Here is a 13,339-nt window from a genome sequence, read left to right on the forward strand (position 1 = left end):
CTATTATTGTAAATCAAGCGGCGTAAACATAAACCCTTGTTGATCAGAGTTGACAATTAATAGATGCTTTCCATCACTCGTCCATTCAGCCCTTTTTACTGATTCCTTCTCGATACCTGCTGGAAGCTTTACTTTTTTCCAGTTTTTAATAGATTCATCCATCGTACCCATTAACATGATGCCATCTGGAGAAAGAATTGTAAGCTGCTTAGCTGAAAACCACGAGGGAGAGCTGCCTTTTACTTTTTCCTTGATTTCTCCCGTCTGGCGATCATAAATACAAACCTCTCCATTTTGTTCAAACGAGAGATAACGACCATTGTGAGACCAAGCCGGCTTTGAACCATCCGCTACCTTCTCTTTACCAAACGTACGCAGATTGGTTACCCAAATCTCAGGTTTATCCTGCTTATATGCTGTATAAGCTAAAAATTCATCCTTAGGATCAAATGCGGGGTCAATCACCGGACGATTCTCCTGCTCCAATAATAGTCTCGGAGCATAGCTTTTTTGTTTACTCTTATTAAGCTGTAAAATCCACAATTTCCCTTTCTCCTGGCTGTTTTCCGTTAGCGCCAACTTTGTGCCTGTAGAATTCCATGCAATGGAGTCATATGTTCCAATTTGTTGTGGAAGCTCAATAGGGGTATCTATGTCACTGTCAAATCCGCTTATGATGTGCAGCTTATTATCGGCTTGTAAATAGGCAACTTGTAAATCAGAGGATAGCACTGCCAAATCAGTGGATAGTTTAGGAATATTGATGGATGACTTTGAAATAGCAAGATCAACATCTGCCTGAGCAACATTTACGTATAAAAAGGCAGCCAAAGCAATTGTTCCAATCCCTCCTAGCATATACCAGCCTCTTTTTCGATTGATCCTCTTTTGATCATTGTGCTTTATTTCTTCCTGGCGAATTACCGTCAGTTGCGGTTGTTTTTGCCCTTGCATTTGCTCCATTAATTTACGTTTCAAATCTTCTTTTAATCGATAGTTAACAGGAACCGCCTTACGCATATCACTTAAATGTGACAAGAGTTCAACCACGGTCTGTTCATGATCATTTATCTGATCTGATGCATTGCGTAGATCATCCTTCATGGCGATCACCTTCCTCATAAAAACTCTGCAAGACTTTTATTCCGCGGTGAGAGATCATCTTAACGGACGATTCACTTTTACCTAGCACTTCAGCAACCTGGGAAATCTTTAGATCAGCGAAGAAACGTAGCGTCAAAACATCACGCTGATCCTGCGATAACATATTTAACCTAGTCCGTAATAAAGTCATTTCTTCTTTAGATAAAACACGCAATTCAGGTTGATACTCATCATCTGCCTCAATAAACAATAATTCTTCTGCTTCAGTCGGGTATTCACGTACCTTACGAACAAAATCAATAAACGTATTATGAGCGATACGAAAAATCCAAGATGCAAACGGGCTTCGACGGCTATATTGGTCAAATTTTTCCAGAGCCTTTAAAAATACGCTGGTTGTCAAGTCGTCTGCATCCCACGAACTATGTACTCGACATCGTAAATAGCGATTGACCCGATCAAAATATTCATCATATAACTCTGGGAAATCTCTCGCCTCATAGTAATCAGTCTCTATCGCAACAGACGGATTTTCCTTACCGTCCTGCTTTACGGCCATTACCATCCCTCTTCCTCCACACTGTTTGTTTCTACTCCAATTGACGCATCATATCTGAAAAAGGTCACAGCCATAAATAAAAAAAGTGCAAAATATGCATTTTTTCTTATACATAAGCAAAAAAAAACAAACACACAGAAAAAAACATCTTTGTTCCCGATCAAATACTGGGAGCAAAGATGTTTTGGCAGTTGACATTGCTTGGGATAGTCCCCAAACTATTTACAATTCGTTACACTCCGAACATATATTTGGAACTCATACTGATATGGATTCTCTTCGTTTTGTACACCTGGTGTCACTTCAACTAATGCCCATTCAGATTCATCAAAGGCTGGAAAAAAGGCATCTCCCTCGAATTCCTGCCCAATCTTCGTAATGTACATTTTGCTAGTGAAAGGCAATAATAGCTTATAAATTTCCGCCCCACCAATAATAAAGGCTTCTTCTTTATGATCAATCAGGGCCAGAACTTCTTCGATCGAATGAGCGATTTCACAGCCATCCGCCTTATAGTTTTCCTGTGTCGTCAGCACGATATTGCGCCGATTAGGCAAAGGCTTTCCAATTGATTCGTAGGTTTTACGCCCCATGATGATAGCATGGCCAGTGGTAATGCGTCGAAAATACTTGAGATCCTCTGGCAATCGCCATGGGAGCTGGTTATCTCTCCCAATAACACGGTTCTGCCCCATAGCAAAAATGCTTGATAGCACTAAACAGCCACCTCCATGGCAATTTTCGGCTGATGCTTATAATCGATTAATTTCACATCATCCGGTGTAAAATCATAAAAATCGGTGATCTCCGGGTTAATCCAGAAGGTAGGAGCAGGATAGGCCTCTCTTGTTAATTGGGTACGTAAGCCTTCGAAATGATTTTCGTAGATATGTGCATTGTTAATATAATGCTGGAATTTCCCTGGCTTCAGCCCTGTGACCTGCGCAATCATATGAATAAGCACGGCATACTGGGTAGTATTAAACGGAATGCCTAACCCCATATCACCGCTACGCTGTACAAGAGTACAGTTTAAATAACCGTCCGCAACATCCCACATGGTTTGAAACGCACATGGCTGCAAGGCCATTTCTTCTAAATCATTCATATCCCATAAACTAATAATATGTCGGCGCCCTTGAGGATCGTTTTTTAGGCCATCGATCAGCTTGTCTATCTGTTTGTGTTTAGCAACTTGATAACCGTATGCTTTCCCGATCGTTCCGTCCTCTTTGGCCCATTCATCCCAAACACGTACGCCCATCTCTTGTAAGAGTCTCACATCATTGCTTTGATGCTTATAAATCCATAGCAATTCCTTAACTGCTGTTTTAAATGCAACAAATTTAGTTGTTAAAATCGGAAATTCTTTTTGTAAATCATAGCTTAACAGCTTACCAAATAGCTTTTTTGTAGGGATTCCTGTCCGATTGTTATCATAGTATCCGTTTTCTAAAATATCTTCCACTAATGCAAGGTATTGTATATCTGCTTGACTCATCTTGTTCACGTCCTTCTTACAAACTCTAAGACAGTATATCGAAACATTCCGTTCTTGAAAAGCTTTTCGCCCAATACACTTTTGTGTCACAAAACTAGCAAAAAAACTAGTACATGATTACCAAATGGCGGGATTGCAATGCTTCTAGCTAGAAAGACCTTGCTCCTTAGCCTTGTGCAGTCTGAAATAGATAGTAGTCTAAATATTCAAAAGTCAACTAATTACAGGTGTGCCGTAAGTGAATGAAAGAGAGTTTCCACCTTCTGTTGTAAAAGGAAAGGATACAAATTCTTTCCCCCTTTTCCAAAAAGTGCGTTCGAAAAATAAGGGGATACATTTGACTTTTACCTACTCTGAAACTCTCTTAGATTTCTGGACCGTTCAACAGCTTCTGTCCCATCCCCTCAAACACCTAAGCTTTAAGCTTAGAGAATCCTGGATATGGATATAACACAGAAGACATGATTTTTTGGGAAACAGGATGTTTTAATCGTTCAAGCTGCTCCATATCATCTACCCATTCAACAATCTCACCTTTATACATGACCCCTATACAATCCGCGATATAATTGATCGCCTGTAAGTCATGTGAGATAAACAGATAGGAAAGCTGAAACTCTTCTTTTAATTCTGCTAAAAGCTGTAAGATTTGTACCTGAGTAAGAGCATCTAAAGCGCTTACAGCCTCATCAAGTATAATCAGCTTCGGTCTTAGTGCAATCGCTCTAGCGATATTGATTCTCTGTAATTGCCCTCCGCTGAACTGGTGTGGATATTTATCCATATCTTCCGGATCTAAGCCTACGATCTCCAAAAGCTCCTGTACTTTCTGTCTTTCTTGAGTATCTGTTCGTTGTTCGTAATTTCGTAAGGGTTCAGCGATAATCTCTCTAATCGTTAATCGTGGATTTACAGCGCTATAACAATCCTGAAAGACAACCTGTAAATCCCGCCGTACCTCTCTTAATTCTTTTTCTTTTAGACGATAAAGGTCCTTTCCCTGAAACCAGACCTCTCCCTGATCAGGTTTTTCAAGTCCCAAAATAATTTTGCCAAGAGTGCTCTTTCCTGCTCCGCTTTCTCCCACTAGTCCTAAACATATCCCTTCTTCCAGAGTGAAAGAGACATCTTTAACAGCTTCTACCGTTTTCCCCTTCCTCCAAACAGAATTTCCTAGTGAATATGTTTTCTTTATGTTTGTAAGCGTAAGCAGACTCACTCTTCATTCAGCCACCTTTATCGTAATTTTACACATCGTACCAGATGATCTTGTTCATATTCTTTCCATTCAAGCTTTTTCGTTGCACAGATGTGGTCTGCATTCTCGCATCGGTCTAAGAACGGGCAGATATCCTCTCTATTTAACTGTTTAGGGAGTGACATGCTAACACGGTTAATCCCCTTCCTCCTGCTCGTTACTCCAAGTCTGGCTTGTAACAGGACACGGGTATAGGGGTGCATCGGGCGATTAAATAATGTAGATGCCGGTGCCTTTTCAACAATATAGCCAGCATACATGACAGCTACTTCATCAGCTAGCTGAGCAATGACCCCCAAATCGTGTGAAACTAATAAAATACCTGTATTATATTCTTTTCTTATATGATCCAACTGCCTCAAAATCTGAAGTTGATTCGTCGCATCGAGGGCTGTCGTTGGCTCGTCCGCGATAAGAATCGTGGGCTGTAAAGACATCGTGATTGCAATCATCACACGCTGGAGCATACCGCCGCTTAACTGAAATGGATATTGCTTCAATACATTCTCTGGATTTGGCAAGTCCATTTTTTCCAGATGCTCCAAAGCTATTTTCTGTGCTTGTCGCTTGGTAATAGGCAGATGAGTTCTAAGTGTTTCTATAAAATGTCTGCCAATTGTACGTACAGGATTAAAGGCAGTCATCGGATTTTGCATAATAAAAGCGATCTCGCTACCGCGTATTTTTCTTACCTCTTCTTCTGAACAGGTTAGCAAATCTTTATTGCGAAATGTGATGCTCCCTTCTACCACCTTTGCCTGTTCAGGCAAAAGATGTAATAAAGACAGGCATGTCATCGTTTTACCTGATCCGCTTTCTCCAACCAGTCCAAACACTTTTCCAGCCTCTATTTCAAAGCTTACCTCATTGACAGTCTGAGTCACCCCATGCGGTGTTGATACAACTATATGTAAATTGTTAACAGTTAAAATGGGGTGCTGTGCCATCCTCTGATCCTCCCTTCTATTTTCTTTTTAGGTCTAAGGCATCCCTCAAGGCTTCTCCGAACAGGTTGAAAGCGATCACGACAAGTAAGATCATCATCCCTGGATACAGCATCAAGGAAGGGTTATTTCTAAAAAACGGTTTACTGTCATTGATCATCATTCCCCACTCCGCTCCTGGCGGCTGTATGCCAAGACCCAGAAATGAGAGACCAGAAATAGCTAAAACAACTCCTCCAATGTCCATAAAAGCTAAAACGACCACCTGCGATATAATGGTGGGTAAGATATGCTTTAGAACAATGACCAGCTTTGGTGTTCCGCACACTTTTGCTGCTAAGATAAAGGGTTGCTCCTTCACACTAAGAACCATTCCTCGAATGATTCGCGCATAAAACACCCATTGGACAAGCACCATGGCAAAAATCATATTCCCCAGACCGGGCCCGAGGATTCCAATCAAAGCTAATGACAGAAGCAAGCTTGGAAAAGCCATGAAAATATCACAAATTCGCATGAACAGATAATCAACCCAACCACCTCTATAGCCTGCAAAAATCCCAACTGGAAGACTAATTAGCATGGTAAATCCCATGACAAAAAAAGCTGTCCCCAGTGAGGTTCGTGTTCCAAAGATCAGTCGAGACCATATACATCTGCCTAAATGATCTGTCCCTAACGGAAACTTCGAGGAAGGGCCTTGTAGCTTTTGCGTGATATCAACTAGATTCGGATCATTTGGAGACAAAAAAGGAGCAAACAGTGCTAAGAGTATCATGAGGATGATAATCATGCTGCAAATGATCATGAGCTTTTGTGACAGTAGCTTTTGTGACAGTAGCTTTTGCTTCAATTTTTTCAACACGCTTATTGCTCTCCTTCCCATTTTATCCGGGGATCTAGGAAAGCATATGCAATATCCACAAGGAGATTGCAGACGACAAAGATCACACCCATAAACAATAAACAGCTCTGAATCATCGGATAATCACGGTGTAAAATAGAAGTGACAAACAAGGAGCCCATACCAGGCCATGCAAAGACGGTCTCAACAATAACGGCTCCGCTTAGCATGTTTCCAATGCTCATGCCAAGTCCAGTTAACACAGGTAATAAGGATTTTTTAAACACATGTCTACCAATGATTAGACTTTCTCGCAGCCCTCGCGCTCTCGCATACACGACAAATGGCTCATTCAAGTTTTCTAGCATACTGGTGCGAAGCAAGCGCATGTACGTACCTATATAAGGAAAAGCCAATGTCAGGGCCGGAAGCACTAGATGGGCAAAAGTTCCTCTTCCCAATACGGGAAATAAATCTAACTTTACCGATAAAAAATAGATGAATAGAAATCCGAGCCAAAAAGCAGGCATCGAGACGCTTACAAAGGCAAGCATCCTGCTAACCTGATCAATTAATTTTCCCTTGTAAAGGGCAGAAATCATTCCTAAAGGTAAACTAATAAAAACAATCAGGAGTAATGAAGCACATGCAAGTTGCAGCGTTGGGGAGAAATGGAGAATAATTTCATCCCATATAGATTTCTTCGACACATAAGAAACCCCTAAATCCAATTGAACCACTTTTCCTAACCAATTTACATACTGGATATACAGGGGCTTGTCCAGCCCTAGCTCTGCTCGAAGGGAAGCCACTGCCTCATCTGTTGGAGGAATATGTGACGCCCTCAAGTAAGCTACGGCCGGATCCCCAGGGGTTAAGTGGAGCAGAATAAAAGTGATCAGAGAAATTCCCAATAATATTGGCAGTAAACTTGTGAGACGTTTAACAATAAACCAACCCATTTACTACTCCTTTGCCGTTTTTACATAACCCCACTTCACTTCATATCAATGGTAGTGAAAGGAACTTCGTATTCTTGAGGCAAGAAATGAACCCCGCTCAGATTTTTATGATAGACCGCTATATTAGATTGATAAGATATTGGTAAGTAAGCAGCCTGTTCGTGCAATGTTGTTAAAATATCTGTATAAAGCATCTTTCTGTGTGCTTCGTCTGTACTTACTAATACTTCCTTGATTTTTTTATCTAATTCTTTCTTGCCTGGTAGCCCTGATAGAGCTTTGTAATCCGGACTGCCACCTTCCGAAGGTGTTGTGATAGCAGATAAGTAGGAATGTGGATCAAACGGAACACCCCAGCTTGCCGTAAATAATAAATCAAAGCTGCCTTCATTGGCTGTGGCCCAAAAATCCTCTTCTTCCTTACTTGTCAGCTTCATATCTATCCCTAATTTTCTAAACTCGCCTTGGGTATATTCGGCAATCGCCTTCTGGATGTTGTCTGAGCTAATAAACATTAGCTCCAATTGTAGCGTTTTTCCAGCCTTCTCTCGAAATGGTTTGCCATTTACTTGTTTCCAGCCCGCTTCATCCAACAATTGTTTTGCTTTTTCTTCATCGTGTTCATACGGTTTTACATCAATCTTCGTATATGGAATGGTAGGTGCAAATAACGTATCAGCTTTTCTTTCTGTGCCGTAAAAGATATGATCGATGACAGCCTGCTTATCAAAGGCATGCTGGATAGCTAGACGTAAGTTACGCTCTTTAAGAGCTTCTCTGTTCGTATTAAAGAGTAACGCCCTTGTAGCCGTAGGTTCTGATAATTTGGTTTCATATTTTCCCGATTCCTTCAGAAACCGGAACGAATCCTGGCTTATGACTCCGTTCCCAAAAATCAAATCAATGTCCTTCTTCTCAAAAGCGAGAACTCTCGATTCACCGTCAGGTATGACTTTAACAATCACCTTATCGACTTTCGGTTTCTCGCCCCAATACTTCTCGTTTCTTGTAAAGACAGCCCTTTCATTTTTCTTATATTCGCTTAGTACCCATGGACCTGTCCCAATCTGTGACTTGAGCCCGTCTTTAAATGTGTTTTGGCTATCAGGAAAGGCAGCTTCTCCTACAAATCGTAAAGGTCTGATGTACGTAAGCTCCTGAAGAGTAGGGTAATATGGCTTGTTCAAAATTAATTTAAACGTAAAATCGTCCACTACCTCAGTACTTTTAATTTGATTTATTAATTCCATCCATTCATGTTGGGGAGCATTAGCTAAAACCGTATCGAAATTTTTCTTCACGATTGTAGCATTAAACGGCGATCCATCCGAAAATGTAACATCTTTTCTTAGATGAAACACGTATTCTTTTCCATCCTTCGATACATCCCAGCTTTGGGCCAGCCACGGTTTAAGCTCCCCGCCTTCACCGTAGTAAACGAGAGATTCATATACCATAGCTTGTGAGAACCATTGATTCGGAAAATAGGTATGAGGATTTACGTCTCCGATATCTCCAGACCAGGAAAACGTAAGAACTTTTGAACTATCTTGAGTTGCTCTATTTTCTCCTTCTTTTGTTGTGTTACCACAGCCAGCGATAATGATTGTTAGCAGCGCTACTAGTCCAACAAAAGAAGTAATAAATGCAGACCGTTTCAAATACATTTTTATCACCTTTTATATAATTTAATTATTCTAAAAATGTTAAAACACAAAAAAACATTACCAACCAGATTAAAAAGGTCAGAAATGCCTATCGTTTATGAACACATCACATCGGTCTTTTAGCATTCAAAACACCTCCCTATCTCCCCGTAGGTCTAACAGCATTTCTAGAATAGGCAGGTCTTCTGACTTGGGTTCATCATCTCCATGCGTCTTCCCAGATATGATCCAGTGACATATTTGCATAAGACTCCCCCTTACAGCGGCGGGACCGTGCCGGATTTACACCGGCTTCTCTTTTAAGTATCCGTTATGAAACAAATACACCTATTCCATTACCATATGTAGTTTTTCCTTGGAAATATTCACTTTATATCCTTATTTTGAAAGTAGGACAAAAAGTTTACCTAGAACAAATTATATTCGTTATTCCAAGTTTACGCTATATGAAATTAAAGCCCTTCTTTAATTCTGCTCATAAGATGGAACACTTTTGTCCAGAAAGGCTTAAGAGGATGCATCTAGGATCAGGCTCATATATAAAAAGCGCCAATTCCTCTACAGTAAAAAAACATTGCCACAGCATGTCCCATTAACAGCTTTAGCAATGTTTTCATAGAAATCACATACCATTGTAGCTTACAAACTCTCCGTTCGGCTTACGATAGCCGCGTGGACGTTGGCTTGAGAGCTTTTCTTTTCCGATAGTAATCATCATGACTGTTTCATATCCATCAGGAATTTCTAAAATTTCCTTAATAGCACCTGGATCAAATCCAATCATCGGACACGTATCCCAGCCTTTATCTTTCGCAGATAGCATGAATAGCATCGCAGAAAGGCTTGCATTACGAATGGCATCTTCCTTCATAAAGGATTCACCCTTACCCTCATATATCCCTGTAACAGTCTCAACGGTACGATCTAGCTCTTGTTTGCTCAAAATTCCGAGATGATGCATTCCCTCGTTTATTTTTTCCACCGCTTGATAAGCGTAACGATTGCCCAACACCAAAATGACCGCTGAAGCTGAATGCACCTTATACTGCTTGCAGGATTCATAAATTTTTTCTTTCAAGACTGGATCCGTTACGACAAGATAATGTGTATGCTGAAGATTAAAAGCAGAAGGAGCATATTTAGCCAAAGTAAAGATCTCTTCAAGCTCGGGTCGGGTAATTTCTACCCCTTCCATGAAATTATTTGCGGAACGTCGACTTTTCACTAGGCTTGTAAATTCACTCATGTAAACTCCCTCATTTCATGTATGTATCGAAATTGTTACAGGGGAGGAGAAAGAGCGTTTTCTCTACACTTACTCGCTCCCCTTGTTTTTTGTACCGAATTCATTCTGCTTTTCTTTGTCAGTTCTTTTCTAATCACACTTATTTAGACCTATAAAATAGCGGCATTGTTTTACGTTATCCCTCATTATCATACAATAGAGTACGTGAATCTGGATACCTTTCTTTTCAGGTCCGTCCTTAGGCAAAACTTATGCAAATAAAACATATGCACCTGGACCAATCAACGCAACGCCGATAGCTACCGCTAGCAATACCAGATTGTATTCCATACCGTTCTGAGTAATCCACAATCCATTTTTTCCATGTACAGTAAAGATAGCGATCAGCATAGTAACAGCGATTAATGCTCCACCTACCCAAGTAAACACACCAGATGCAAAGAGCAATCCTCCAACAATTTCACTGGCTCCTGCCATGAAAGCCATTAACAAGCCGGGTTTCATACCGATTGATTCTAACCAACCCGCTGTTCCCTTTAAGCCATGCCCACCAAACCATCCAAATAATTTCTGTGTACCATGACCAATAAATAAAAGTCCCACAACTAATCGAATAAGTAAAAGTCCTGCATTCATTTTCTTTTTCCTCCTCAGGAATATGTTTTGTTTTAAGTATCTTCAATTAAAGATATATGAGAAAGATGGATAATATGCTTCTTTTTATTATCGCATCTGTTTTCAGCTACTTATCTACAAAATTCATTTCGGCTGACTTCCCTAGCTTTTTTAACAAGGTGATGGTAATCTCTTTTTCTTCAGGAGACAGTCCACTCATTGCTTCTGCTAGCTTTTCTCGATGCTTTGGAAAAATCTCTTGGAGAAATTGCTCTCCTGCTTGTGTTAATTCCGCATAGATCACGCGTCGATCATTCGGACAGGGCTTACGAAGCAAATAACCTTTTTTTTCTAGCTTATCAACCACATAAGTAATATTTCCGCTAGAGATTAAAATCTTATCTCCAATTTGCTGTAGAGGCTGCCTGCCTTTGTGAAATAACAATTCTAGCACACCAAATTCAGTCGGATTTAATCCATATTCTCGAATATCCTTCTGAACATGAGCAGACGTCCAGTTAAAGGCGCGAGATAAGACAACGAACAAATGGAGAGATTGCTCTTGAGCTTTATTAACATCCGTAATCATGTCCGTTTGCTTTCCCTGTTTGTCCTGCATTTTCTTCTCTCCTTTCCTTTATTATTTTATCTTACCTTTTACAAAAAATAATTCAACATGTCTCACTTTTTAATATCTTAAATTTGAGATATATGAAGCATACCCTATTTTTTTTATGCTGTCAACTAGTAAACTAAAAAAATATGAAAATCAACAATGTGGCGGCTGAATCTGGTTATATCTGCATTACTACACAATCAAATTTTACTAACTGGAAGCCTTATCAGCTTTGGTTACAAACAGCTTTTGGACAAGAATCTCCTCTTTTTTTAGGCCATACATTAGCCTATATAATGGTTTTAAATCCTTTTCTGAATCGCACAGTGCTAGTATCTCTTCAGCCCATAGCAATGGCTTGCTCTTCATAAGTAAAGAGCAGAAGGTGTGTCCTTACCCTCGGCAATGCCACAAGCGAGGAAAAGCAATGCCAGTCTTCCAGCTCCCCTAGTTCTTTTGTTCTTTTGTTCTTTTGTTCTTTTGTTCTTTTGTTCTTTTGTTCTTTTGTTCTTTTGTTCTTTTTATATAGTCATTCTCTGTTACAACATCGCTAAACTCTTTTAGATGGTAATAAGTACTGCTTACAAGATTATCTTGTTCACGGTAGAAAGTATTTTGATAGTAAATGAATCCCGTATGCTTTGGATCATTTAAGGCACCCATTTACAAAAAGAAAAGACCTAACTGAATCGTTAGGTCTCCTCTTATCATTATCATCGTTAGATTAACGAAGTAATTGAAGTACGCCTTGAGGCTGTTGGTTAGCTTGTGCAAGCATTGCTTGAGCTGCTTGAGTAAGAATGTTGTTTTTCGTGAAGTCCATCATTTCTTTTGCCATATCAACGTCACGGATACGAGATTCAGCAGCTGTCAAGTTCTCAGCAGTTGCTCCCAAGTTGTTAATTGTGTGCTCTAGACGGTTTTGGTTCGCACCTAGTTTAGAGCGCTCTTCGGATACTTTGTTAAGAGCGTTGTTGATTGTTGTGATTGCTTTGTCTGCTGCTCTTTGAGTAGAGATGTTAACACCTTTTGTGTCATCTTTGTCTGTAGCGGCAGCGATAGTTGTACTACTAGCAGCAGTAAGTACGTCTCCAGCTTTCACAGTGTCAACAGAAGCTTCGATACCAATCTTCTTAAGAGCATCTACTACTTCTTGTTTTGTTGCAGTGATAGCACCTGTAGTACCTGCACCCGTTGTAGTACCTTTATCTTGTTTTAATGTTACAATAACATTTCCATCTTTATCAATTTTTGCTGTTGTTTCTTTAACTTCAGCGTTACCTTTTGCTGTTTCTACTTTCAAATCTACTTTAAAGCTATCTGCAGTAGTGTTTCCAACTTGAATATCTGTTGCAACAGCTGTTTCTTTCGATTGATAGCCATTTACACCAAGCTCTGTGTTGCTCATGTCGTTGATGCTCAATTTAATGCTTTGTCCTTGGTTAGCACCGATATGGAATGTTTTGTCTTCAAAAGATCCATCCAATACTTTTTGGTTGTTGAACTCTGTGTCTGTAGAAATACGTTTGATTTCTTTAGACAACTCATCAACCTCTGCTTGTAGCTTTTGACGGTCTACGCCTTCATTAGTGTCAGAAGATGCTTGAACTGCTAGTTCACGCATACGTTGTAGAATGCTGTGTGTTTCAGTCAATGCACCCTCAGCAGTTTGGATCAAGGAGATACCATCCTGCGCATTTTTAGAAGCCATTTCTAGGCCGCGGATTTGACCACGCATTTTTTCGGAGATTGCTAGACCTGCTGCGTCATCACCTGCACGGTTGATGCGAAGACCAGAGGACAATTTCTCTAGGTTTTTACCAGATGCGCCAGTGTTTACACCTAGTTGACGGTGTGTGTTTAGTGCTGATACGTTGTGATTGATTCTCATGATTTGTTACCTCCATGTTTTCATTTCTTGAACCATCCATTTGTTCAAGATGATGTTGTGTTGTTCATTTTAAATAAAGTTGCTTCATTCAAAATGACAACTGATACAGTCACCTCTATAGGCTAGTAGTAG

General features: G+C 40.1%; 13 protein-coding genes and 1 riboswitch. All 13 genes read right to left on the reverse strand.

The window, feature by feature from the left end; translation table 11 throughout:
• Positions 1–3 precede the first annotated feature (3 nt).
• Positions 4–1,104 carry a TolB family protein gene (locus GOP56_RS06815; protein WP_163245203.1) on the reverse strand — a complete coding sequence of 367 codons (1,101 nt, stop codon included), beginning with the start codon at positions 1,102–1,104 and terminating at the stop codon, positions 4–6.
• Positions 1,094–1,669: an RNA polymerase sigma factor gene (locus GOP56_RS06820; RefSeq protein ID WP_003335972.1), complete on the reverse strand. Its 576-nt coding sequence runs from the start codon at positions 1,667–1,669 to the stop codon at positions 1,094–1,096. Before GOP56_RS06820 ends, GOP56_RS06815 begins: the two co-directional genes overlap by 11 nt.
• Positions 1,670–1,881: 212 nt before the next feature.
• On the reverse strand, positions 1,882–2,358 hold the full coding sequence (locus tag GOP56_RS06825; protein WP_254068705.1) for a dihydrofolate reductase: 477 nt from the start codon (positions 2,356–2,358) through the stop codon (positions 1,882–1,884).
• A 20-nt stretch (positions 2,359–2,378) separates the two neighbouring features.
• Positions 2,379–3,164: a thymidylate synthase gene (locus tag GOP56_RS06830; protein WP_003335970.1), complete on the reverse strand. Its 786-nt coding sequence runs from the start codon at positions 3,162–3,164 to the stop codon at positions 2,379–2,381.
• A gap of 412 nt (positions 3,165–3,576) precedes the next feature.
• A complete protein-coding gene (nikE, locus tag GOP56_RS06835) occupies positions 3,577–4,383 on the reverse strand; it encodes a nickel import ATP-binding protein NikE (RefSeq protein ID WP_163245205.1) in 807 nt (268 codons plus the stop codon).
• A gap of 17 nt (positions 4,384–4,400) precedes the next feature.
• The gene (locus GOP56_RS06840; protein WP_163245206.1) at positions 4,401–5,369 is read right to left on the reverse strand and encodes an ABC transporter ATP-binding protein; all 969 of its coding nucleotides are present in this window, start codon (positions 5,367–5,369) and stop codon (positions 4,401–4,403) included.
• Positions 5,370–5,385: 16 nt separating this feature from the next.
• Positions 5,386–6,231, reverse strand: coding sequence for a nickel ABC transporter permease subunit NikC (nikC, locus tag GOP56_RS06845; RefSeq protein WP_163245207.1), 846 nt, complete (start codon positions 6,229–6,231; stop codon positions 5,386–5,388).
• A 2-nt stretch (positions 6,232–6,233) separates the two neighbouring features.
• The gene (gene nikB, locus GOP56_RS06850; protein WP_096886757.1) at positions 6,234–7,172 is read right to left on the reverse strand and encodes a nickel ABC transporter permease; all 939 of its coding nucleotides are present in this window, start codon (positions 7,170–7,172) and stop codon (positions 6,234–6,236) included.
• Positions 7,173–7,207: 35 nt separating this feature from the next.
• Entirely contained in the window at positions 7,208–8,839 is a 1,632-nt protein-coding gene (gene nikA, locus GOP56_RS06855) for a nickel ABC transporter substrate-binding protein (RefSeq protein WP_163245208.1), read from the reverse strand.
• A 157-nt stretch (positions 8,840–8,996) separates the two neighbouring features.
• Positions 8,997–9,185: riboswitch (cobalamin riboswitch) on the reverse strand.
• 276 nt (positions 9,186–9,461) lie between these two features.
• Positions 9,462–10,085 (reverse strand): nitroreductase family protein, encoded by a 624-nt coding sequence (locus tag GOP56_RS06860; RefSeq protein WP_163245209.1) that lies wholly within the window; start codon positions 10,083–10,085, stop codon positions 9,462–9,464.
• Positions 10,086–10,334: 249 nt separating this feature from the next.
• Entirely contained in the window at positions 10,335–10,721 is a 387-nt protein-coding gene (locus GOP56_RS06865) for a DoxX family protein (protein ID WP_163245210.1), read from the reverse strand.
• A 106-nt stretch (positions 10,722–10,827) separates the two neighbouring features.
• A complete protein-coding gene (locus tag GOP56_RS06870; RefSeq protein ID WP_003340606.1) occupies positions 10,828–11,319 on the reverse strand; it encodes a MarR family winged helix-turn-helix transcriptional regulator in 492 nt (163 codons plus the stop codon).
• Positions 11,320–12,040: 721 nt separating this feature from the next.
• Positions 12,041–13,207 carry a flagellin N-terminal helical domain-containing protein gene (locus GOP56_RS06875; protein ID WP_163245211.1) on the reverse strand — a complete coding sequence of 389 codons (1,167 nt, stop codon included), beginning with the start codon at positions 13,205–13,207 and terminating at the stop codon, positions 12,041–12,043.
• Between the last annotated feature and the right edge of the window lie 132 nt (positions 13,208–13,339).

It is taken from the genome of Brevibacillus sp. 7WMA2, from assembly GCF_010748895.1.
In the GTDB taxonomy this organism is placed as follows: Bacteria; Bacillota; Bacilli; order Brevibacillales; family Brevibacillaceae; genus Brevibacillus_B; species Brevibacillus_B halotolerans.